The sequence below is a fragment of the Clostridioides sp. LIBA-6822 genome, from assembly GCF_056688955.1.
In genome coordinates, this window is record NZ_CP196995.1 from 1,330,738 (window position 1) to 1,354,948 (window position 24,211).

Consider the following 24,211-nt stretch of genomic DNA (forward strand, 5'->3'; position numbering starts at 1 on the left):
ATTACTAACTTTCATATAATTTCAAGTGGACTGTTAACTCAAAGGAATCTAGTTTTTGCTCTTTAGATTTGTAATAAATAGCTCTATCAATAACAGATTTCAAAAGTTTATTTTTTCCAAGAGAATCTGAGTCATGATAAAGAGATAGTACTGTTTTAATATCGTTTATTATTTTTGCAGTATCTTTTTTAACTGTATTTAATTTATTTTTTAGCATGTCTATTGAGATTATAATTTCTTCAGTTCTTGAGTCTATATTATTAGACCTTTTAATAAATGTATCTTCATCATATATACCACGCTCCAACAAATCATACAACTTATTTTTTTGCTTCCCTAATTCTTTTAATTCAGTTTCTAAGCCTTTTAATACTCGTTTTTGAAATTCTATATTATTATCTGCATTATTTTCCTTTAAATCTATATCAGACATTCTTAGTTGGTATTTTTTCACTGCATCTTCTAATGACTTTAAAATAGCAGATTCAACAAATTCAAAGCGAGAGCTCTTATTACAACCAGGGTGATAACAAATTATATAATCGTGGTCCGTATATGGTCTATATACTAGAGGTCTACCACAGTTTTTACATATTACTATTCCTGCAAGTGGATTTTTTATTTGATTACCATAACTTACATGGCCATTTTTGTTAAGGATATTCTGAGCTTTTTTCCAAACTGATTCACTTACTATAGGTTCATGCTTACCCTTTGCTTCAATCCATTCATCTTTAGGTCTTAATTTAACAGTTTTTATTTTATTTGGATTTTTAGATTTTTTATAGTCTTTCTTTTGCCACTGAATATAACCACAATAAACTTTATTTTTTATTATATTTGTTATTGCAGAGTTATACCAATTAGCACCTGTAGAGGTTTTAATCCCTAGGTTATTTAGATGTTTAGATATTTTACTGCAACCCATATCCTCATTAATATATAAATCAAAAATAATTCTAACCACATCAGCATCCTTATTTGGTACAAGAATTCTTTCTTTTCTACCTGTAGTTACAGCATCATATCCAAATGGAGCAGAAGTACCTATGAAATTTCCTTCCTCAACCGATTTTATTCTTCCTCTTTGCATTCTTCTTGAGATAAGTTTTAATTCTTTTCTTGCCATAAATGCTTCAAATTCTGAATATTCTTCATCAAATTCATCTGTTAAGTCATATGTTTTTCTAGGTGTTATAATTTTAGTCTTACTTTCCTTGAAAGTTTCTAAAATTATACCTTGGTCTTTCATATCTCCACGACCGAGTCTGTCCAAATCCATTACTAATACTGAATCGTATTTATTTTCTTCAACTTCCTTTAGAAGTTCAATCATTTTGGGTCTATGTATTATACTTTCTCCAGATACTAGTTCTTCCTTTATTTCAATTACATTTAGATTTTGGTCTTTTGCTATTTTTAATAGAGTTGATTTATGTCTGCTTAGAGTTTCGAATTCTCCTTGTTTTTCTGCTTCTTCATCAGCACGAGATTTTCTTAAGTAGATAGCAACATTCATATAAGTAATCACACTCCTTGAATATATTATATTAGTTATAACTGAGTAATATAATTGTTTTATAAATACTTATAAGTATGTTATTACAACCATATTAAACAAGTGTTTTTAATTATATAAATTACCAGAATATGTTATAATAATTCTAGCAAGAAGTTGTAACCTATAATCTAAGAGTGGAGTTCATACAAACAAAGGATTATCCTCCCAATTTTAAGAAGGGAGGTGATTATGTATGGATAATTTTTTACTAAGTATATTAGCCAGTATTTTGGCTAGCTATATAGTTTACTTAATAAGTAAGTTATTTAGAAAACGTAAAAAACCACTCAAAGCTGGCACTAAGAGTGGTTGGGAATTTGACTTTAAAATCAAATTCCATAAGTTTAAATAATTTTCTAGTTTTTTAATCATGAACTTCACTCTACACCACATAGATTGTAGTTCTTCTTGCTTTTATTATATCACAAATTGATATAAATATTCAAAAATAATAATTTTACTACATAGTAAATGTGTATATAATTTTGTTATGTTTTTTGATTTTATAATCAAGTGATTATTAAATTAAAATTTATCTATTTTCTAAAATAAATTGGCAATCCTATAATATTTCTTCCACATTTGTTTAATATATTTAGAATTATTCTAATAATATATTTTAAGTGTAATATACCTTCCATTAGTTTTCTTATTTTTAATTATTAATAGTACTGTATTTCCAATCTTAAAATCTTATTTCTAAATTATATGATACACCTGTATTTGTATAAAATATCAACCTTGTCTAAATCTATACACCTTGTCTTTGGTATACCAAAAGTATGAAAAAGAATAACAGTAAAATTTAAAGCAATCTAGGTAAATACATGACAAATTAAAATTCTAAAAACAAGGTTTATATTGAGTATAAGACAAGTATATGAGCTCATATTTTATAACAAGGGGTGATATTGTGAAAGTACTACAACAATTTAAACCATTTAAATATGATACAGAAAAGGATATAGAGTATGATGAAAAAATTATAGCTAATCAAAGTACAGAAGTCTATATAATATATCCACGCATTTCTAATGAAGAGAATAAAAGAAGATGGGAAGACTTTGATGCTGTAGCCAAAGAAGTAGCTATTAATATATCAATGAAAAAAGCTGAAACAGCAGAATGTTAAAAAAGTATAGAAGTTGCTAATATTTAGCACTTCTTTACCACAAAGTTGGACAAGTGTTTTTTAACAACTAGGTAGTTATTTTACGAAATTTATATACTGTGAAAAATAAAGAGGCATAAAATAATTTTTATTTTAGAAAAACAAAAAGAACATTAAATTTCTAATTATAAAAGAATTTATGAGCTATAGTTAATATCAAATTATGAAATATGTAGAAGATTTAATAATCGTAATAAAACTTGAAGAAAACTTGAAGTGTAAAAAGCTTATGTAAGATGTATTATAGAAGTTGAATCATGACAGTTGTAATATGCAAAGAATTGAGGTTGTATATTGTTTACCATAAATATTGGATATATATGCTCTAGCTGTGAGAAAAATTTTACTGATAGCATTTATTACATTTATAGTAACAAATAAAATTATAGTCAATAAGTAAATATATTATTTAAATAGGAAAAGAGTTTTATATAAGAGTCGATGGAATAATTAAAATTATAAAGATACTAATTTAAAAAATAATATAAATATGAAATGTGTAAATTAGGAGGATTTAAGTAGTGGTTAAAAATGAGTTATTATTAGAATTACATAGAGTTTTATCTAAGATGGAAAAACATTGCAATAATTTTACGAAAAAATCAAGAGAAGAAAAGAATCTAAACTGTGGTGATTGTGAATTTTATACAAACAACTATAATTTAAATAATAATAGTTGTTTGTATAAAGATATTAAGACTTTTAACATATATGATACTATAGATATAATGGTTAAAGATTTAGATATAAAAGAATCTAAGGAAAGAAAATTAAAATATCCATATATATATAAGCATTTCAAAGGTGGATTTTATGTAACTATAGGAATTAGTAAACCTGTTGCTTATTTTGAACTTAATAAATCATTGTTTGAATTTGATAGTTATTATTTGGTAGTAGAAAATGGTTTTAATGCAGTTCATACTGAAACTAATGATATTGTGGTTATATATAAAGACTCGGATGGAAACTTCTATCATCAAAAAGAAATAGACTGTGAAAAGCTAGTAATTTACAAATCTTTATACAATGGGACAGGAGCATTTGCAAGACCCATAGATATATTTCTCTCTAAAGTAGATAAAGAAAAGTATCTTAATACAGCACAAGAATATAGATTTGAGGAGTTTGAGTAGCTAACTATGAAATCTCTACTAAGGTCTATACTATAAAAATAGAATTTTAAATAATAAATAAAGTGCATGTTGACAAAGTAAAGAATAAATTTTATATATTAAATAGTGAATAAAGATTTATGTAATTTTATAAGAAATAGTTGACAGATAAATTGTATTACTATACTATTGTATTAAGAGTGTGATACAATGGTATAGTAAGGAGGCAATGAATGAAAACGAGGGAATCTAATATTACAAAAGTATTGTTTATAGTATATATAATCATTTTGACATGGATAATACTATTTAAGATGCAATTTGATATTGCATCACTTGAAGCCATGAATCTTAGAAATATAAACTTAGTACCTTTTGCTGGCTCACTTGTAGTTAATAATAAAGTTGATATATCAGAGATTATATTAAACGTAGTTGTATTTGTGCCATTTGGAATATATTTGTGTATGCTAAAAGAAGAGTGGAGCTTTCTGAAAAAGGTTGTACCTATTTTTTTAGCAAGTTTAATTTTTGAAACACTTCAATATATATTTGCAATAGGTGCAAGTGATATAACTGATTTGTTAGGAAATACATTAGGGGGAATAATAGGAATAGCAATTTTTGTTTTATTATCAAAAATATTTAAGAATAAGACAATAAAAATTATCAATGTATTAGCTTTGATTGTGACAATTATTGTGATATTATTTTTGGGACTGATTATTATTACAAACTTATAGACGGAAGTAAAGTGTATATCATTAATGAGGATATAATTAATCTTGAATAATAGTTGTACTTTCAACAATACTATCTACTTTTTTATTGTTTCTAGTATTACATTCAACACTTATATTTGCCTTAAAGATATATGGATTTACTTACACATAAAAAGCACCTATATAGGTGCTTTTCTAAATTATTAAAGAAGTATTGTATCTTGAGATTTTTGAATATCTAATTCTTGATTTTCTTTTGTTTTTTCTAATAAATCCAAAGCACAATTAATACAAACCTTAATCTCTTCGTTAGTATTTTTTTCATAGTAAGTTATATATTTATTTCTATATTCATCTATTTCTTTTCCACAGTAACTACATAATACAATTACACTCATATTTTGACCTCCATCTATGATTATTTTCAATATATTTAATAGTGTCACTTTTCTGAAAATAATATTTGTTAAAACTATATCAATTTTAGCTTTACTTTTTATTATAATGCATTTTAATAAAAAAATAAAGGTTATATATAAAATGTTTATAGAAAAAAGTATATTATGGAATAAATTATAAAATTTTATTATTTTTTACAATAAGTAAATATACATTAATATCTATAAAATGACAAAAATAAAAAAACTATTAAAGTAGAATATTTGAGATTTAATATGAAATATTTGTTTGCTATATGTATAACAATTTATTTGAGAGTATAGCCTTGGCATTTTATAGTAATAAAGTCATGATTAAAAAAGCTAGATATTTAGATATATTTAAAAATATGTAATTATGGCTAATGATGCTATTGATATGTATTTTAGTTTGAGAGGATTGAGAAAAGTATTCTTATATGAGGATGTTATTTTACACAGTAGAGAAATATAGATAAAAAGTAGTATTTATTTCATTACCTTCTTTATCTGTTCCGATAGGGTCTTGTAAAGATACTTGAGTTTTATTTTTTTTGTTAGATCTAATATTCATTAAAATCTCATTTTCAATACATCTAGAAGCATATGTTGCTAATCGAGTTCCTTTATCTATATTATAAGTTTCTATAGCTTTTATTAATCCTATTGTACCTATGGATATTAAATCATCTTGGTCTTCCGTCGAATTATTATATTTTTTTGCTATATAAGCTACTAATCTCATGTTTCTTTCAATCAATGTATCTTTTGCACTTTTATCGTTTTCTATTTTAAATTTAGTTAAATACTCAATCTCTTCTTCAGGGGTTAAGGGTTTTTCAAAAGATTTAAGAGCTGCCAATAGGTCACCCCCCTTTTCAACGGTCACTTTAAATTATATGAAGGAGACTTATCCAAGTTGACTGTTATCTAATAAAATAATGTGCATACTTTTAGAATTTAAAACATATATTTACAAACTTTTGACCGTAATATAACATGAAAAATGATAACATAAATTTAAAATTTTGTTATATATATATGAAACAAGGCGAAGGAATTATTAATTTATTTAGTATAAATTGAAATTTGGATGTCAATAAATATAAAGGAAGATGAGATTACAAAGTGAGGTTAGCAGGAGTAGTTAATACTATTAAAAATTAAGGTGGTGTACTAAAGGGATATAGTAATGATGGAATAGAGTTAATCTGTAATTGAAAATGGTTTTGATTTAACAAATAAGAAAGTGATGATATTAGGTTGTGGAGGTGCTTGTAGAGTTATGGCAGACAGTTTATGTTCAATTAAAGAAACATTGATATGTTAATAAATCAAGGGATAAGTGCTTTTGTATATGGACTTAGATAGCTTTAGAGGGAAATGGAAAAACTTTATAAAAGATATTTATGAAGAAAATTTACAGTTAAATTTCTATATAAAATATTACTGAGAGGTTTTTATTATTGAAAACAAGAAATAAGGGTTTTATATCAATTGAATGTATAATAAGCATTGCTATATTATATGTGACGGTTTATTTAGTGTCAACATCTTTATATAGTTGTTATAGTTTTGTCTGTAGAAATTCATCTGATAGAGAAATGTTAATCATTGCAAAAAAATATATGGAAGAGGAGAAGTATAAAATAAAAAGTAGTAAATATGATTTGATTGAGAATGAAACAAATAGAAACTACATAAATGGATATGAAGTTGTCAGTACAGCAAAACAAATTTTAGATTACTATCAATGTTATGAAATAAATATAGAAATAAAAAGTAATTTTAAAAAATTGAGGTTTAATAGTTATGTTACTAAACAATAAAGGCTCTATATTAATAATGACATTGATAATATTTTCTATTATAAGTACTGTATGTATTATGACTATAGGTCTAATTTACACACATAATAACATATTTGAGTTAGAATACAAGGACATTCAGCTAAAAGAAACTTCTTTAAGTGGGATAGAAATATCAATAAGTAATGTATTTTCTTGTGTGGAGGAAGCCATTAATATATCAAATAGTGAAGATGAATTTAGAACATATTTCTTAGGAAATAATATGATTAATTGTATAAAAAAAATAAAAGACACCTCCCATAGCAACCTAGAAGACGTTTCTTTAAAAGTAGAGAATAATACTATATATGATAAAGGCGATTTTTTTGAATTGGATATAACAAGTTCAGTTAGAGAAAAAGATTTTTTAAAAGTTATAAAAGTGAGGGTGAAAATTAAAAATCCATGGGTAGGGATTGACATTGAAGATTATATGGATGAATCCAATATTGAGGTATTTAATGAATATGAGTCATTTGAAGAAAATGAAATTTTAAATGAATTTGAAGCTGAGAGTGAAAGCACAAGTAATCAAGAACTTGATGAATCTATAGAAGAAGAGATTAAACAGAATATAATTGAAAATATAAAAAAGAGCTTTGATGAAAGAAATTTAGTATATGTATATAAGTATAGAGGTGTATAACTTTGAAAAAAGAAGGAATGTGACTGTAATAGAATTAGTAGTATCTATTAGTATAATACTATTGATAGCTACATTATCTTTTCCAAAAGATAATCTTGAAAATCAAAAAATAAATTTATTTGCACGTCAACTTTGTTCAGATATAAGATATGTTAGGAGAACTAATATGTTTAGCAATTACAATACATATATATATATTGTAAATCAAGATAAACATGAAGGATATGTATTGAGAAAAGATGGTAAAAATATTAAATCTATAGTACTACCTAAAAGTGTAAAAATAGCAAGAAGTATTGATATAATAAAGTTTAAATCTGATGGCTCGCCTCAAAAAGCATCTACAATAGAGATATATAATAATAGACTAAGAAAAACTATAACAATAACACCTGTAAGTGGAAGAGTACTTCTGAAAGAGGGAAAATATGAAACATAAAGATGGATACTTACTTTTAGAAAGTGTAGTATCATTAACTTCAATTGTAATATTGATAATGGTTCTACATTCTATATTTGTACTTACAATAAACTTGAAACTTAAAATAGAAGATAAGATAGAGTTGCAACAACAAAGCCTTGAAATTGTAAAATCTATGGAAGGAATTATTAGTAATTCTATGGGAATAATAAATCTATCTAATGACGAAGAAGGTTTTAAAAGGACAACATCTATAAAATGTAGGTATGTAGACGAAAGTATAACTAATAATGAAGAATATATAAGTAACAAAGAAATTATATTAAATGAAAGACGAAATAAGTTGTTTGTAAATTCTTTAAATGGTGAAAGTAGTCAAGCTGGTGGTTATGAGATTGGAGATTATGTAGACGAAATGTATGTGTCAATGTCTAATAATGGACAATATGTTAATATAAAATTGAAGTTATCAAAACGTAGCCAAAACTATGAAACTAAATTCAAAATAAAAGTATGGAATTTTAGTCAAAACATATAAAACACATAGGCTTAAGAAAAATAAACAACATTAACAAATCATATAAAACATAATTATTGAGAACTATATAACTGAATAATATTAATATATAAAATGTATAGACTAAGATTGTAGAGGAGAATAATAAAAATATAGAATAAGTAATTTGCCAAATACTTGTTTATATTGTATAACTTATGATATTATGATATTAGTAAAAATTTGTAATCCTGACTTGACAGAATTCAAGTAAGAGATATAATTTTAAAGGCATAGTAATGTAAAATTTACTAAAAAATAAGAAATTTATTTTAATATGGAGGAACAAGAAATGGTATCAGCAGGTGATTTTAGAAAAGGTGTTACATTTGAAAAAGATGGACAACCATGTTTAGTAGTTGATTTTCAACACGTTAAGCCAGGTAAAGGAGCTGCTTTCGTTAGAACTAAATACAGAAACTTAAAAACAGGAGCTATAAGAGAAGAAAGTTTCAATCCAAGTGAAAAATTCCCTAAAGCTGTTATAGATACAAGACAAATGCAATATCTATACAATGATGGTGAGTTATATTATTTTATGGACCAAGAAAATTTTGAACAAATACCATTAAACTATGAGCAAGTTGAAGAAGCAATTAAGTTCTTAAAAGAAAATGAAGTTGCTACAATAAGATTTTATCAAGGGCAACCATTCCAAGTGGAAGCTCCAAACTTTGCAGAGCTAGAAGTTACAGATACAGAGCCAGGTATAAAAGGTGATACAGCTAGTAATGTAACTAAAGCAGCTACAGTTGAAACTGGAGCAGTTGTTCAAGTGCCATTATTTATAAATACTGGAGATAAAGTAAAGATAGATACTAGAACAGGTGAATATTTATCAAGAGTATAAAAATTTATGTATATAAAAGCTTATATGTCTTAATAATATAAGATATATGAGCTTTTAGTTTATATATAAAAAAGAAAGCGAGGGGTGTTACATGAAACATTTATATGAAGAAGTTGCATACTTAAAAGGCCTAGCAGAAGGACTAGAAATTAGTGCTGAAAGCAAAGAAGGGAAAATGATACATAAAATAGTTGATGCATTAGAAGTGTTTGCAGATGCTATTGTAACATTGGATGAAGAGCAAGAAGAACTTCAAGATTTTGTTGAATCTATTGATGAAGATTTAGCAGATTTAGAAGAAGAAATCGCTGACATGGAAGATGATCTTTATGAAGAAGATGAAGATGATGACGATGAGGACTTCAGCTATATAGAAATGGAATGCCCAAATTGTGGAGAGTTAGTAGAAATAGACGAAGATTTGTTATATGATGATGAAGTAGATGTTGTTTGTCCTGATTGTAAGGCTGTAATATTATCATCAGAAGATGATTGTGATGATGATTGTACATGTGGTGGTTGTTCAAGTTGTGATGATAGAGAGTAAAAATTCATAAGAAATAAAACTGCCTATGATGCCTATGAGATAATTTTGTTTCATAGGTAGTTTTATTTTTATGAGGAAGGGTATTATGTATTTTGGTTTTGCAATACTTGGACAAAAATAGTACACTAGAATTTATAGAATAGGATTTTGGAGGGATGTAGTTATGAAAATAAGTAAAAAATTACTAGATAATATACAAAGATTTGAAAATGTTATAAATTATAAGTTTAAAAATAAAGAATATATATTAGAAGCTCTTACTCATAGTTCATATTCTAATGAAAATAAAAAATATAATTTTAACGAAAGATTAGAGTTTTTAGGGGATTCGGTTTTAGGTATAGTGATAAGTGATTATTTATTCAATGAAGAAACTAATCTGCCCGAAGGGGAACTGACTAAACTTAGAGCAAATATAGTTTGTGAAGATTCATTAAGTGAAGTAGCTAATGATATAAATTTAGGTGTTCACATGTTATTAGGTAGAGGAGAAGAAGCAACTGGAGGCAGACACAGAACTTCAATATTAGCAGATGCATTTGAAGCTGTAATAGCTGCTATATATCTTGATGGAGGTTTTGAAAGTGCAAGACAATTTATACTAAATTATATGGAAAATATAATTTATGACTCAAGAAAAGGAAATATATTTAGAGACTATAAAACACATCTTCAAGAAGTATTACAAGGAAATGGTGAAAATAATATCTGGTACAGACTTATAGAAGAAAAAGGGCCAGACCATAATAAAAGATTTGTGATGGAAGTTGGAATTAATGAAGATGTATTGGGTATAGGAGAAGGTAAGAGTAAAAAGGAAGCTGAACAATTAGCCGCTAAAGTGGCTTTAAAGAAAAAATTATGGGAAAAATAAATGTAATATGTAAAAATATAAAAAGAAATATTTATATTAGAAGGATGTTGTAGATGAAAAAGAGAATTATACCTATATTTGTTCCTCACAAAGGGTGTCCTCATGATTGTATTTTTTGTAATCAAAAAAAAATAACAGGTGTGAGTACCGATGTTACAAGTGAAGATGCAAGAAAAATAATTGAAGAATGTTTAGAGACCATAGATAAAGATGCTGATGTAGAAATAGCATTTTTTGGTGGTAGCTTTACTGCTATAGATATTGATATACAAAAAAGTTTGTTATCGGTTGCCAAAGAATATGTAGAAAAAGGTATTGTAAAAGATATTAGAATGTCTACAAGACCAGACTGCATTAATGAAGAGATACTAAGTATGTTGAAAGACTATAAGACAAGCATAATTGAACTTGGAGTACAATCTTTAGATGAAAAAGTATTATTAGAGAGTGTAAGAGGTCATCAAGCAGAAGTTGTATACAAGAGTTCAAAAATGATAAAAAATAGTGGAATTAAACTTGGATTGCAGATGATGATTGGTCTCCCAGCTGATACAGAAGAAAAATGTATATTTACGGCAAAAAAATTTGTAGAGCTAAAACCAGATTGTGTTAGAGTTTATCCAACTTTAGTAGTAAAAGATACAGGGCTTGAAAAATTGATGGAGCAAAATGAGTATAGTCCATTTACTCTTGATGAAAGTATAAGTATAGTAAAAAAAGTTCTTGTACTGTTTTATGTTAATAATATAAATGTAATAAGAGTTGGACTTCAAGCTACTGATGATATACAAATTGGAAAAGCTGTTTTATCAGGACCATATCATCCTGCATTTAGGGAATTAGTAGAAGCTGATATGATAAAAGATTATTTAAAATTTATTATTTTACAAAATAAAGATGTAAAACAAATGTTGGTGAAATCTAATAAAAAGAATATTTCTAAAATAATAGGAAATAAAAAAACAAATGTGAAGTATATGAAAGAAAAATTTGGTGTGATTTTAAAAACACAAGAATCAGATTTAGATATAAATCAATTAGAAATTGTGTTAGATGGAAAAAGTTTAATTATTGCTAATATGATAGACATTCATAGAAAATTGTATGACATTTATGACCTTTAGTTTTAACGATGAAGGGAGAGAAACGATTTGTATTTAAAGAGACTAGAGTTAAAGGGATTTAAATCCTTTCCAGTGAAAACAGATATTATTTTTAAAGAAGGAATAACAGCTATAGTAGGGCCAAATGGAAGTGGGAAAAGTAATATATCTGATGCTGTAAGATGGGTATTAGGAGAACAGAGTATTAAGAGTCTTAGAGGAGATAAACTCGAAGATGTAATATTTGCGGGTACAGATACAAAAAAACCTATGAATTACTGTGAAGTGGCTCTTACTATTGATAATTCTGAGAATCAATTGGAATTAGATTTTACAGAAGTAACTATAAGAAGAAGAGCTTACAGAAATGGTGAAAGTGAGTTTTTTCTAAATAATAAGAGTTGTAGATTAAAAGATATAAAAGAAGTCTTTTTAGATACTGGTATTGGAAAAGATGGTTATTCAATCATAGAACAAGGAAAAGTAGACGAAATATTAAGTAACAATCCTTTAAGTAGAAGGAAAGTTTTTGATGAAGCCTGTGGTATATCAAAGTATAGATATAAAAAGCAGGAAGCAGAAAGAAATTTAAGTAATACAAAGGAGAACTTAGAAAGAATAGATGATGTATATATAGAAATTGAAAATCAATTAAAACCTCTTTTTAATCAACAGACAAAAGCAAAAAAGTATTTGGAAATAAGTGAGAAGTTGAAGATACTAGAAGTAAATAGCTTTATAAGAGAAATTGAAGGAACAGAAAAAGAATTAAGTGAGGTTAATGAGCATAGAAACGTTATTGAAAAAGAACTTAATGAAAAAGAAGAACAAAAAAGTATTGTAGAAAAAAAGCAAGAGGATATCAATAAAGAGATAGATGTATTACAAGATGTAATTGAAAAGTCTGTAGACTATATAAACTCAATTAAAGGGGTTATATCAAAAAAAGAATCTCAGATAAATTTAATTAAAGAAAGAATAAGAAATTTTACAAATGAAATTCATAGAAAAAATTCAGAAATAAATGATATAAAAGAAAAACTAAATGAAAATAAGCAATACATAAAAGAGTTAGAAAGCAATAAGTCATCAGGTAGTGAAGAACTATCTATTTTGCAAGAAAATATAAAAATATTGGAATCTAATAAAGATAAACAAAAAGTGAAATTAGAATCTTTAAATAATGATATAGAATTATTGAAAGAAAGTATAATAGATATATTAAATAAGAAGCAAGAATTTAGTAATAAGCTATCTACCTTAAATGCAAATAAGGAAAATATGAATATAAGAGATGAAAACATAAGCTCAGAAATAGCAGAATTAAATAAGAGTATTGAAATAAAGTCTTTTGAATTAGATAATATAAATAAAGAATTCAATATGCAAAATGAAAATTTAAAGAATATAAATAATAGAAATAATGAATTAGCAACAGATTTAAAAGATTCAATTAATGAACACAATAAGCTAGAAGATGAAATACAGAAAAGTAAATATAACCTAAATGGATATAACTCAAAATTAAATGTCTATATAGACATGGAAAATCATTATGAGGGGTTTAATAGAGGAGTAAAGGAAGTCTTAAAAAATAAAAGTTTAAAAGGTGTTCATGGAGCACTAGGGCAAATTATAAATGTGCCTGAAAAATATGAGAAATCTATAGAAGCAGCTTTGGGTGCCTATATGCAGAATATAATAACTGATGATGAGTTTAGTGCTAAATCTGCAATAAATTATTTGAAGCAAAATAATTTAGGGAGAGTAACATTTCTTCCATTAAATATAATTAAATCAAATAAAATAAGTTTGGGAAACTTAAAAGCAAATACTAAGTTTATAGGAATAGCAAGTGATTTAATTACATTTGATGAAAAGTATAGAAATATAATTGAAAATATACTTGGAAGAACAATACTTATAAATAATATAGATGAAGGTATAAAATTTGCAAAAGAAACTGGTCACAGGTTTAAAATAGTAACTTTAGATGGTGAGATATTGAACCCAGGAGGTTCTTTGACTGGAGGAAGCTTAAAAACTAATGGGAATATATTATCAAGAAAAAGATACATTAATGAATATACAGAAAAGATAAATAGTATCAAGGTTGAGATTTCAGACTTAGAATTAAAAAGAGAATCTCTAGATAAGGATATAAAAAATATAAAAAATGAAATTGATTTACATGAAAGTAAAATAAAGGATTTAGAAAAAAGTATAATAATAAAAAGTACAAGTATAAAGAACATTGAATCTGAAATTGAATCTTTAAAAGGTAGTATTACTAAATTAGAGAGTGAGAAGAATGATTTGAACTCCAATTTAAATTACACACTTGAAAAAAGTGATATTGTTGAAAAAGATATGGAAGAATTAGATAACATATACAGTCAAAATAAAGAAAAAATTGATAGATTAAATGATGAAATAAAAAAATATAATGATTTATATGATAAAGAAAAATCCCAATTTGATGAATTAAACTTAACCTTAGTAAAGAAAAGAGAGGTTTATAATAGTATAGTTAGAGATATAGAAAGAATAGTTGGTGAAAATTGTGAGCTAGAAGAAAAAAACAAACAACTAGAAGAATCATTAAACTATGAAGAACAAGAAATAGTTAAATTACAAGACTCTATATCTATTGAAGAAAAAGAAAAAGAAAATCTAACAAAACAATTGGGAGATAGTAACAGAAATCTTGAAACTAGAAAAATAGCTAAAGATGATTTAAAAAATAGTTTTGATGAAATCAATAAAGAATTAAAAACTATAGATAGACAACATATAGAACTTAAAGAAAGTTTATTTAAAGTTGGTGGAAGATTAGAAAGATTAAAAACTAGTCAAGACACATATATAAATAAGTTATTTGAGCAATATGAGATGACTCTAGTACAAGCATTGGAAATTAAAAATGAAAATTTAGATATAGATAGAAAATTCTTAGAAAGTCTAAAGAGAGAAATAAGAAGTCTTGGAAATATAAATATAGATTCTATAAAGGAATATGAAGAAATAAAAGAAAGATATGATTTTTATAGTGAACAAAAACAAGACTTAGAAGAATCTATGGAAGAGATAGAAAAACTTATACATACATTAGAAGAAAATATGAAATCTGAATTTGAGATTAAATTTGAAGAAATAAGCAAAAACTTTAAGTATGTGTATAAGAGATTATTTGGTGGAGGTTGTGGAGAATTAACTATTTTAGATAAAGAAAATTTATTAGAAAGTGATATACTAATAACAGCTCAACCACCAGGTAAAAAAATGAAAAACCTAAACCTATTGTCTGGTGGAGAAAAAGCTTTAACTGCAATAAGTATATTATTTGCTATATTAATTACAAAACCAACACCATTTTGTATATTAGATGAGATTGAAGCGCCACTTGATGATGCAAATATATTTAGATTTGGAGAGTTTTTGAAGGATTTATCTAAAGAAACACAATTTATATCAGTAACACATAGGAGAGGAACTATGGAAGCTGCTGACTATATTTATGGAGTTACTATGCAAGAAAAAGCCATTTCAAAAGTTATTAGTTTAAAATTAAAGGAAGCTCAGGAAATAACAGATATTATATAACTTAGATTGACATAGGAGGAAGAATAGTGTTAAAAAAATTATTTGGTTTTGGAAAAGACAAAGAAAAAGAACTGGAAAAAAAAGATGACGAGGTAGAAGAAGAAATAGAAAGTAGTGTTGATAATCTAGAAAATATAGAAGAAACTATTTTTTCAGGGCTTGAAGAAGAAGTGATAGATAAAGTGGAAGATATCGAAGAAAAAGCTGAAGAAGATGTTACTAATGACAGTACTGAAGAAACTGAAGAAGTAGAAAGTCGGATAAATAGTGATGAACAAGAAGTGAAAAGTATCTTAAATAGTGATTCTCAGGAAGATATAATAGAAGAATTAGAAATATATGATGATAAAACTGAATCTGAAGAGATGGAAGATAAAGAAGAAAAAAAGGTTAACTTGTTTGAAAGGCTAAAACAAGGATTAACAAAAGCAAAGCAAGGAATAACAGATAGAATAGATGAGGTTTTAAAATCATATACAAAAGTAGATGAAGATTTACTTGAGGATTTAGAGGAAATTTTAATAACAGCAGATGTTGGTGTAAATACAACTATGGATATAATTGAAAAATTAAGAGATAAAATAAAGCAAAAAGGTATTACTGAGCCTATCGAGGTAAGAGAAGAACTTAAATCTATAGTTGAAGACATTCTTACGAATGAAAACTCTACATTAGATATAGAACCAGCACCATGTATAATCTTAATGGTTGGTGTAAATGGAGTTGGTAAGACTACTACAATAGGAAAACTAGCAAATAGATACAAAAAAGATGGTAAAAAAGTTTTATTGGCAGCAGCAGATACATTTAGAGCAGCAGCTACAGAGCAATTAGAAATTTGGGCAAATAGAACTAATGTAGATATAATAAAACACCAAGAAGGAGCAGACCCAGGAGCAGTAGTATTTGATGCTATAAAGGCAGCAAAAGCTAGAAAAACAGATGTATTAATATGTGATACAGCAGGAAGATTACACAATAAAGCTAATCTTATGAATGAGCTTGGCAAAGTATTTAAAATAGTAGATAGAGAATTCCCAGAGGCAAAGCGTGAAGTACTTCTTGTAGTAGATGCCACAACAGGTCAAAATGCAGTTGTTCAAGCAAAGACATTTAAAGAAGTTGCAGACATAACAGGTATAGTGCTTACAAAACTTGATGGGACTGCAAAAGGTGGAGTAGTACTTGCAGTAAAATCAGAAGTAGATGTACCTGTAAAACTTATTGGAGTTGGAGAAAGAGTAGAAGACCTACAAGATTTTAATGCAAAATCATTTTCAGATGCATTATTTGGTAACTAGTATTCTTTTAAAAATAATGGTTGACAAGAGTGTTTATATGATATAAAATACAATAGTGTAAAGTAGATAACCTTTACAGTATACTGCTAGGAAGTGTAAGATATGAATATAGAAAAAATGGTCGAAATTGGATTGTTATTTGAACAATATAAAGAATTATTAACTGACAAGCAGAAAGAAATAGTAGCTCTATACTATGAAGAAGATTATTCTTTAGGTGAAATTAGTGAAAATCTGAATGTATCAAGACAAGGTGTGTATGACACTTTGAAACGTTCAGAGAAAATACTAAGAGATTATGAAGAAAAGTTACACTTAGTATCTAAGATTCAAGAGCAGGAAAAAAATATTAAAAGTATAAAAGATAAAATTATTGACATTAAAGAAGATTTATTGCACAATAGAGATTGTGCTAATTTAATCCCTAAGCTAGAAAATATAGAAGATGTATGTAGGGAGATGATAAAATGATATTTGAAGGATTGTCTGATAAACTACAAGGGGCATTTAGTAAGTTAAAATCAAAAGGAAAACTTACAGAAGTAGATGTAAAAAATGCTATGAGAGAAGTTAAACTTGCTCTTCTTGAAGCAGATGTTAACTTTAAAGTAGTTAAAGATTTTATAAAAAAAGTTCAAGAAAGATGTGTTGGACAAGAAGTTATGCAAAGCTTAACTCCAGCTCAGCATGTAATCAAGATTGTAAATGAAGAGCTTACAAGCTTAATGGGGGATGTACAAAGTAAAGTAATGATTTCCTCAAAACCTCCTACAATTTTAATGATGGTTGGATTGCAAGGAGCAGGTAAAACTACGACAGCAGGAAAACTTGGAGGATATTTTAAAAAGCAAGGCAAGAAACCTTTATTAGTAGCTTGTGATATTTATAGACCAGCAGCTATAAAGCAACTTCAAGTTGTTGGAGAAAAATTGGATATACCTGTATTTAATATGGGTGATAAAGAAAATCCAGTAAATATTGCAAAAGCAGGTTTAAGCCATGCAATTAAAAATGCAAATGATTTAGTTATTATAGATACAGCTGGTAGACTTCATATAGATGAAGTGCTTATGGATGAGTTAAAATCTATTAAGTCAGAAGTTAAACCACATGAAATACTTTTGGTTGTAGACTCTATGACAGGACAAGATGCTGTAAATGTTGCAGAAAGTTTCAATGAAGCACTTGGTGTTGATGGAGTAGTATTAACTAAATTAGATGGAGATACTAGAGGTGGTGCTGCACTTTCAATAAGAGCAGTTACACAAAAACCTATAAAGTTTATGGGTATGGGAGAAAAACTAGATGATATAGAGCCTTTCCACCCAGACAGAATGGCATCAAGAATCCTAGGTATGGGAGATGTCTTAAGCTTAATAGAAAAAGCACAAGAAAACATAGACTTGGAAAAAGCTAAGGAATTAGAACAAAAAATCAAAAAGCAAGAACTTGATTTTGAGGATTTCTTACAACAAATGGAACAAATACAAAATATGGGACCTCTTGACAAGATAATTGGCATGATACCTGGTATGGGAAATGTAAAAGACCAACTTGGAGATGTAGATTTGAATGGCAAAGAAATGAATAGAACTAAAGCCATAATTCAATCAATGACTACATATGAGAGAAGAAACCCAGGAGTATTAAATGCTTCTAGAAAGAAAAGAATAGCTAGAGGTAGTGGAACTAGTGTACAAGATGTAAATAGACTTATAAAACAACTTAATGAAATGAAAAAAATGATGAAGATGTTTGCTGGTTCACAAAAGAGTATGAAGAAAAGGGGCGGCTTAGGCGGTTTACCTTTTTTTAAATAAAATATAAAAAAGTAAAAATTATTCGGAGGTGACTGTAATGGCAGTTAAAATAAGATTAAAAAGAATGGGAGCTAATAAAAAACCTTTCTACAGAATAGTAGTAGCTGATTCAAGAGCTCCAAGAGATGGAAAATTTATAGAAGAAATAGGATACTATAATCCAGTTTCTGAACCTAAGCAAGTAAGAATAAATGATGAAAAAGCTATAAAATGGTTAGCTACTGGTGCTCAACCAACAGAAGTAGTTAAAAAATTACTTGTAAAAAATGGAGTAATAGAAAAATTCGAAGCTTCTAAACAAGCAAAATAATTTTTTCTTGGCGATTAGTTTAAGTAAGTACTCATTGCTGAGGTTACTTTAGGAGATGAAATATATGAAAGAGCTAGTTGTAGATATAGCTAAGGCTCTAGTTGATAATCCTGATTCAGTTGTCGTTGAGGAATTTGAAGATAATGATGGTATAGTCTTAAAACTTACAGTTGCTCAAGATGATATGGGTAAGGTTATTGGGAAGCAGGGAAGAATAGCTAAAGCTATAAGAACTGTCGTAAGATCTGTTGCAAATAGAGAAAATGTAAAAGTTTCTCTTGAGATAGTGTAAATAGGAGGATTAGGTATAATACCTAGTCCTTTTTATATAATTATATGTAGTTTTAAGAATTTATGATGATATGAGTATATAAGATTAAATTTTTTAAGAAGGTGATAGCATGAAAGAAAAAGTAACTCATTTTAAGATAGGTCAAATAGTAAATACACAAGGTTTAAAAGGTGAGGTAAGAGTTTATCCACTTACTGATGATATAGATAGATTTGATGAGTTAAAAGATTTCTATCTAGGAAAAGATTTAAATAATAAGTGGATTGTTGAGAAGGTAAGATACAAAGGTTCTATGGTTATAATGAAGATAAAAGATATAGATAGTATAGAAAAAGCAGAAAAGCTAAAAAATAAATTTATGTACGTGTCTAGAGAAGATAGTAGAGAGCTTGAAGAAGGCGAATTTTTTATAGCAGATATGATTGGTATGGAAGTTTTAACTGTAGACGGAAAATATGTAGGAGTGTTAGAAGATGTTCTCCAATATTCTGCAAATGATGTTTATGTAATAAAAGGTGATGAAGATAAAGAATTTATGATACCAGCTATTAAAAAATTTGTACCTACAATAGACATTGATGACAGAAAAATGATTATAGACCCTATTAAGGGAATGATTGATTAGGTGGTAATATGAGATTTCATATAATGACGCTTTTTCCAGAAATATTTCATTCATATATGAATGAAAGTATAATGAAAAGAGCTGTTGAAAAAGGTATAATTGAAGTTAATATATATAATATAAGAGATTTTTCTGATAATAAACATAAAAAAGTAGACGATTATCCATTTGGAGGAGGAGCTGGGATGGTAATGACTCCTCAACCAATATATGACACGTATAAGCATATAATAACAACCTATAATATAAATAATCCAAGAGTAATTTATTTAACTCCAAAAGGGAAGGTATACAATCAATCCATAGTAAAACAGATGTCTGTCAAAGAGGACATAATACTGCTATGTGGTCATTATGAAGGAATAGATGAAAGAATCATTGATTTAATCGTAACTGATGAAATTTCAATTGGAGATTATGTACTAACTGGAGGAGAACTTCCAGCACTTATAATGATAGATTCTATATCAAGACTAATACCAGGTGTATTAAATCAAGATGAATCTTTTGAAGAAGAATCATTTAAAGATAACTTGTTAGAATATCCTCATTATACTAGACCTAGAGACTTTGAAGGATTAAAAGTACCAGAAGTCCTTTTATCAGGTAATCATAAAAAGATAGATGAGTGGAGAAGAGAAGAATCTATAAGAATAACTAAAGAAAGACGATTAGACTTATATAAAAAATCTCAAAAAAAATAAAAAGAGAATAAATAATTAATATACATGTATACAGTAAAGTACCTATAAATGGAATTAAAAACATAAAAGTGCTTGTAATAAATATTGAAGTATAGTATAATATAAAATGTTGAAAATACGGGCGTTCCTCTGTTTACACTGGTCGGGTAGTTAAGAACGTCTATGATATTTAGGAGGAAGAAAGATGAATGAAATGCTAAGAGCAATTGAGCAAGAACAATTAAAAAATGAAGTTCCTAATTTTGGACCTGGGGACACAGTTAAAGTACACGTTAGAATTATAGAAGGAAAAAGAGAAAGAATACAAGTATTTGAAGGTGTAGTATTAAAGAGACAAGGTGGAGGAGCAAGAGAAACTTTCACAGTTAGAAAAATGTCTTTCAATGTTGGTGTAGAAAGAACTTTCCCAGTTCACTCTCCAAAAATAGAAAAAATAGAAGTTACTAGAAAAGGTAAAGTAAGAAGAGCTAAACTAAACTACTTAAGAGGTAGAGTAGGTAAAGCTGCTAAGATAAAAGAAGCTAGAAATAGATAATTAAAAACTTTACTTATAAATGGGGGGCTGATTTATCAGTCCTCTTTCTATTTTAATGAAAATTACAGCAAATAATTATATTAGAAATAAATAGAACTATTTGTTGAAAATATATATTATTTATTTATGAATTTATACCTTTTAAAATGAAAAATAAAATCAATAAATATTGAATTATATTTCGAAATAATATTAAAATAAGAAGAGAATATTATGTAAAGTAGGATGTTAAAAGCATGACAATACAATGATTTAAATAAATTTATTTTTTAATTATAATTAAGATATAATAATATAATCTTTTAAAGGAGTGATATACATGTCAAATGAATATGAAGAGTATCTTATGGATGACAATCTACATATAAACTGGTATCCAGGTCATATGAAAAAAACTAAGGAGTTGGTAAAAAACAACTTAAAATTGATTGATGTAGTTATTGAACTGTTAGATGCCAGAATACCATTTAGTAGTAAAAATCCAGATATAGATAAGCTTGTAGGTGATAAACCAAGAGTAGTTGTACTTAATAAAAGTGATATGGCAGACAGAGATAAATTAAATCAATGGGTAGAGTACTATAAAAAAATCAATATAAAAGCTATACCTGTAGACACAATAAAAGGAGTTGGCATAAATAAGATAATAGAAGAATGTAAGAATGTAACTAGAGAAAAAATGAATAATTTAAAGGATAAAGGGAGAAAAGAAAGAGCTATACGAATAATGATAGTTGGGGTTCCAAATGTTGGTAAATCATCTCTTATAAACAAATTAACAGGAAGAAAAAGTACACAAACAGGAGATAAGCCAGGAGTAACTAAAGGTAAACAATGGGTTAGATTAAAGGGAAACCTTGAACTTCTAGATACACCTGGGATACTTTGGCCTAAGTTTGAAGACCAAGAAGTTGCTTTAAACTTAGCCTTTAGTAGAGCTATAAAGGATGAGATTTTAGATACTGAAACTTTAGCATTAAGACTCATAGAAAAACTTATGAAAATAGCTCCTGAGAATCTGAAAGCGAGATATAAATTGGATACTCTAGGAGAAACTCCAATTGAAACTATGGATATGATTGGTCATAAAAGAGGATTTATAACAGGTAAAAAAGAGCTTGATTATACACGCATAGCTACAACTGTTTTAAATGAATTTAGAGATGGAAAAATAGGCAATATAACTCTAGAAGTACCAGAGAATGTTAAAAGATAGATTTTAAAGCTAGTTAAAAAAATTAATATTATAAGCTAAAAAAAGCCTTTTCCTAAAGGTTTTTTTTACTTTTTTGAAATATAGACAAATATTGTCATGCGAAAGTGTAAATTAGATTAGAAAACCTTTAAAAACATTAATTTAAGACAAATATGCCTAATTTTTTGAAAATTAAAATGAGTATGATTATTTCAAATTTTGGTATATTGACTTGCTTGTTTCGTATAATATATAATAAGCACAAATCAATACAATATATTAAAAATTTAATTTATTTAGTTTTATTAATTTAATAATAAGCTCTTATTGTTTCAATTAAGTTATATATGTAAGTTATGCAAGCGTAAACAATTGAGGAATTTTATTAATTTAATAAGGTTAAAAAGGGGGATTTTATAATGGGTAAGACCAAGGATATTATAGTATTTGGATTTGCATTATTCGCAATGTTCTTTGGAGCAGGTAACTTAATATTTCCACCATACTTGGGAATAATTACAGGTCCAGAGTGGTTAATTGCCTTCTTAGGATTTACATTTGCCGATGCTGGCTTAGCACTTCTAGCAGTAATGGCTACAGCTAAATTCGATGGAAACGTAATTGAAATGTTTAAAAGATGTGGTATGAAATTAGGTATTCTTATAGGTTGTGCAGATATTTTATGCATAGGACCATTCCTAGCTATACCAAGAACAGGTGCAACAACTTATGAAATGGGTATGATGCCTTTATTTGGAACTTCGATTCCAGTGTTATTATTCTGTATAGTTTATTTTGCGATATCATATGTATTAACGATAAGACCTTCTAAGGTCGTAGATATAGTTGGACAATTTTTAACTCCAGCTCTTCTAATAGCTTTAGCATTTATAATTATAAAAGGTGTTGTATCTCCTCTTGGAGAGATAATAGATAAGCCTATGATACCTAATGTATTTGCAGAAGGTATAGGTCAAGGATATCAGACGATGGATGCCTTTGCAGCGATAGCACTTGCATCAGTGTTGATAGTGTCTTTAAATGAAAAAGGATATACTTCTATTAGTGAGAAATTAAAAATGATTGGTAAAGCTGGTGTACTTGCTTGTGGAGGTCTAGCTATAGTTTATGGTGGATTATGTTTCCTTGGAGCAACTGTATCAACAATGTATGGAACAGATGCAGTACAATCACAAGTAATAGTAAATATAACACAAGGATTACTTGGTAATGTTGGGAAAGCGATTTTAGCAATAGTAGTATCATTAGCATGTTTAACTACATCTATAGGTCTTACGTCTGCTACAGGACAATATTTCTCTAGACTTACAAAAGGTAAATTAAGTTATGAAAAAATAGTATTAGCTGTATCTGTATTCAGTGCAGTAGTAGCATCTTTTGGTGTTGGAACTATAATAAAGATAGCATCTCCTATATTGAGTATAGTTTATCCACCATCAATTGTTTTAATAATTTTAGCATTCTTCAATGAAAAAATTAAGAATGATAATGTTTACAAAGGAGCAGTATACATGTCACTACTTGTAAGTATATTGACAGTTATATCTACTTACGGAGTAAATGTTCCTGTAGTAAATTCTTTACCACTTTCTTCATTAGGATTTAACTGGGTGGTTCCAGTTATAATAGCTGGAATAATTGGTAATTTTATACCATCAAAGAGTCAATCTAATACACTTGGAACAAATTAAACTTTATTTAGTTAAAATATAATTACCTATAAATAAAAGAGTTATCTATAATAAATTAAATTATTTATATAGATAACTCCTTTTATTTTTAGTTTCTATACTAATTGTTTGCTTTTGGATGTAAAAATATAAGAAAATATTAGAAAAAATATATAGTTTATTTTTTAACAATAATAAAGATTAAAAAAAGAATTTTGGATGAATTTTATAAGTTTAGTTATATGTAGTAGCTGATTTTTACAAAAATATTATATAAATAAAATTATAACAATAATAAAATAA

26 protein-coding genes are annotated in these 24,211 nt (G+C 27.1%); 23 read left to right on the plus strand and 3 right to left on the minus strand.

Annotated features, from left to right (window positions below):
* Positions 1–4 precede the first annotated feature (4 nt).
* Positions 5–1,519 (minus strand): recombinase family protein, encoded by a 1,515-nt coding sequence (locus tag ACTG48_RS06445; protein ID WP_479918394.1) that lies wholly within the window; start codon positions 1,517–1,519, stop codon positions 5–7.
* A 235-nt stretch (positions 1,520–1,754) separates the two neighbouring features.
* Between ACTG48_RS06445 and ACTG48_RS06450 the strand changes: the two genes are divergently transcribed.
* The 4 genes from ACTG48_RS06450 to ACTG48_RS06465 all read left to right on the plus strand — a co-directional run bounded on the left by ACTG48_RS06450 (position 1,755) and on the right by ACTG48_RS06465 (position 4,590).
* Positions 1,755–1,913, plus strand: coding sequence for a type I toxin-antitoxin system toxin (locus ACTG48_RS06450; RefSeq protein ID WP_169466111.1), 159 nt, complete (start codon positions 1,755–1,757; stop codon positions 1,911–1,913).
* Between the two features lie 561 nt (positions 1,914–2,474).
* Complete coding sequence (locus tag ACTG48_RS06455; protein ID WP_021383949.1) at positions 2,475–2,693, plus strand: hypothetical protein; 219 nt, start codon at positions 2,475–2,477, stop codon at positions 2,691–2,693.
* Positions 2,694–3,253: 560 nt separating this feature from the next.
* Positions 3,254–3,868, plus strand: coding sequence for a DUF1653 domain-containing protein (locus tag ACTG48_RS06460; RefSeq protein WP_021383921.1), 615 nt, complete (start codon positions 3,254–3,256; stop codon positions 3,866–3,868).
* A gap of 212 nt (positions 3,869–4,080) precedes the next feature.
* Positions 4,081–4,590, plus strand: a complete 510-nt coding sequence (locus ACTG48_RS06465; protein ID WP_021383978.1) for a VanZ family protein — start codon at positions 4,081–4,083, stop codon at positions 4,588–4,590.
* Positions 4,591–4,772: 182 nt separating this feature from the next.
* Here ACTG48_RS06465 and ACTG48_RS06470 read toward each other — a convergent pair whose 3' ends face one another.
* Both ACTG48_RS06470 and ACTG48_RS06475 read right to left on the minus strand, forming a co-directional pair.
* Complete coding sequence (locus tag ACTG48_RS06470) at positions 4,773–4,967, minus strand: hypothetical protein (RefSeq protein WP_021383972.1); 195 nt, start codon at positions 4,965–4,967, stop codon at positions 4,773–4,775.
* A 472-nt stretch (positions 4,968–5,439) separates the two neighbouring features.
* Positions 5,440–5,847 carry a sigma-70 family RNA polymerase sigma factor gene (locus tag ACTG48_RS06475; protein WP_021383952.1) on the minus strand — a complete coding sequence of 136 codons (408 nt, stop codon included), beginning with the start codon at positions 5,845–5,847 and terminating at the stop codon, positions 5,440–5,442.
* A 604-nt stretch (positions 5,848–6,451) separates the two neighbouring features.
* On the opposite strand from ACTG48_RS06475, the gene ACTG48_RS06480 reads away from it, so the two are divergent.
* The 19 genes from ACTG48_RS06480 (at position 6,452) to brnQ (ending at position 23,929) form a co-directional block, all read left to right on the plus strand.
* Complete coding sequence (locus ACTG48_RS06480; RefSeq protein ID WP_044213042.1) at positions 6,452–6,814, plus strand: hypothetical protein; 363 nt, start codon at positions 6,452–6,454, stop codon at positions 6,812–6,814.
* Entirely contained in the window at positions 6,798–7,481 is a 684-nt protein-coding gene (locus ACTG48_RS06485) for a hypothetical protein (protein ID WP_479918395.1), read from the plus strand. The genes ACTG48_RS06480 and ACTG48_RS06485 overlap by 17 nt, the downstream gene beginning before the upstream one ends.
* Positions 7,456–7,920, plus strand: coding sequence for a hypothetical protein (locus ACTG48_RS06490; protein WP_479918396.1), 465 nt, complete (start codon positions 7,456–7,458; stop codon positions 7,918–7,920). The genes ACTG48_RS06485 and ACTG48_RS06490 overlap by 26 nt, the downstream gene beginning before the upstream one ends.
* A complete protein-coding gene (locus ACTG48_RS06495; RefSeq protein WP_021383928.1) occupies positions 7,910–8,440 on the plus strand; it encodes a hypothetical protein in 531 nt (176 codons plus the stop codon). The genes ACTG48_RS06490 and ACTG48_RS06495 overlap by 11 nt, the downstream gene beginning before the upstream one ends.
* Before the next feature lie 310 nt (positions 8,441–8,750).
* Positions 8,751–9,308, plus strand: a complete 558-nt coding sequence (gene efp, locus ACTG48_RS06500) for an elongation factor P (RefSeq protein WP_021383927.1) — start codon at positions 8,751–8,753, stop codon at positions 9,306–9,308.
* Between the two features lie 91 nt (positions 9,309–9,399).
* Entirely contained in the window at positions 9,400–9,855 is a 456-nt protein-coding gene (locus tag ACTG48_RS06505; RefSeq protein ID WP_021383963.1) for a CD1247 N-terminal domain-containing protein, read from the plus strand.
* A gap of 163 nt (positions 9,856–10,018) precedes the next feature.
* Complete coding sequence (gene rnc / locus ACTG48_RS06510; protein WP_021383953.1) at positions 10,019–10,729, plus strand: ribonuclease III; 711 nt, start codon at positions 10,019–10,021, stop codon at positions 10,727–10,729.
* Positions 10,730–10,782: 53 nt separating this feature from the next.
* Complete coding sequence (locus ACTG48_RS06515; protein WP_021383936.1) at positions 10,783–11,853, plus strand: elongator complex protein 3; 1,071 nt, start codon at positions 10,783–10,785, stop codon at positions 11,851–11,853.
* Between the two features lie 27 nt (positions 11,854–11,880).
* Entirely contained in the window at positions 11,881–15,435 is a 3,555-nt protein-coding gene (smc, locus tag ACTG48_RS06520) for a chromosome segregation protein SMC (RefSeq protein WP_021383946.1), read from the plus strand.
* A 26-nt stretch (positions 15,436–15,461) separates the two neighbouring features.
* The gene (gene ftsY, locus ACTG48_RS06525) at positions 15,462–16,736 is read left to right on the plus strand and encodes a signal recognition particle-docking protein FtsY (protein WP_021383973.1); all 1,275 of its coding nucleotides are present in this window, start codon (positions 15,462–15,464) and stop codon (positions 16,734–16,736) included.
* A 102-nt stretch (positions 16,737–16,838) separates the two neighbouring features.
* Positions 16,839–17,207: a YlxM family DNA-binding protein gene (gene ylxM / locus ACTG48_RS06530; RefSeq protein ID WP_021383968.1), complete on the plus strand. Its 369-nt coding sequence runs from the start codon at positions 16,839–16,841 to the stop codon at positions 17,205–17,207.
* Positions 17,204–18,556, plus strand: coding sequence for a signal recognition particle protein (gene ffh / locus ACTG48_RS06535; protein WP_021383940.1), 1,353 nt, complete (start codon positions 17,204–17,206; stop codon positions 18,554–18,556). The genes ylxM and ffh overlap by 4 nt, the downstream gene beginning before the upstream one ends.
* 37 nt (positions 18,557–18,593) lie before the next feature.
* Positions 18,594–18,866 (plus strand): 30S ribosomal protein S16, encoded by a 273-nt coding sequence (gene rpsP, locus ACTG48_RS06540; protein WP_021383935.1) that lies wholly within the window; start codon positions 18,594–18,596, stop codon positions 18,864–18,866.
* 64 nt (positions 18,867–18,930) lie between these two features.
* Positions 18,931–19,158, plus strand: a complete 228-nt coding sequence (locus ACTG48_RS06545) for a KH domain-containing protein (RefSeq protein ID WP_021383925.1) — start codon at positions 18,931–18,933, stop codon at positions 19,156–19,158.
* A gap of 109 nt (positions 19,159–19,267) precedes the next feature.
* Entirely contained in the window at positions 19,268–19,783 is a 516-nt protein-coding gene (gene rimM / locus ACTG48_RS06550; protein WP_021383932.1) for a ribosome maturation factor RimM, read from the plus strand.
* Between the two features lie 8 nt (positions 19,784–19,791).
* Positions 19,792–20,487, plus strand: a complete 696-nt coding sequence (gene trmD, locus ACTG48_RS06555; RefSeq protein WP_021383926.1) for a tRNA (guanosine(37)-N1)-methyltransferase TrmD — start codon at positions 19,792–19,794, stop codon at positions 20,485–20,487.
* A gap of 184 nt (positions 20,488–20,671) precedes the next feature.
* A complete protein-coding gene (gene rplS / locus ACTG48_RS06560; protein ID WP_021383988.1) occupies positions 20,672–21,022 on the plus strand; it encodes a 50S ribosomal protein L19 in 351 nt (116 codons plus the stop codon).
* A 319-nt stretch (positions 21,023–21,341) separates the two neighbouring features.
* On the plus strand, positions 21,342–22,238 hold the full coding sequence (gene ylqF / locus ACTG48_RS06565) for a ribosome biogenesis GTPase YlqF (RefSeq protein WP_021383977.1): 897 nt from the start codon (positions 21,342–21,344) through the stop codon (positions 22,236–22,238).
* Positions 22,239–22,636: 398 nt separating this feature from the next.
* On the plus strand, positions 22,637–23,929 hold the full coding sequence (brnQ, locus tag ACTG48_RS06570; RefSeq protein WP_021383960.1) for a branched-chain amino acid transport system II carrier protein: 1,293 nt from the start codon (positions 22,637–22,639) through the stop codon (positions 23,927–23,929).
* Positions 23,930–24,211: the final 282 nt, after the last annotated feature.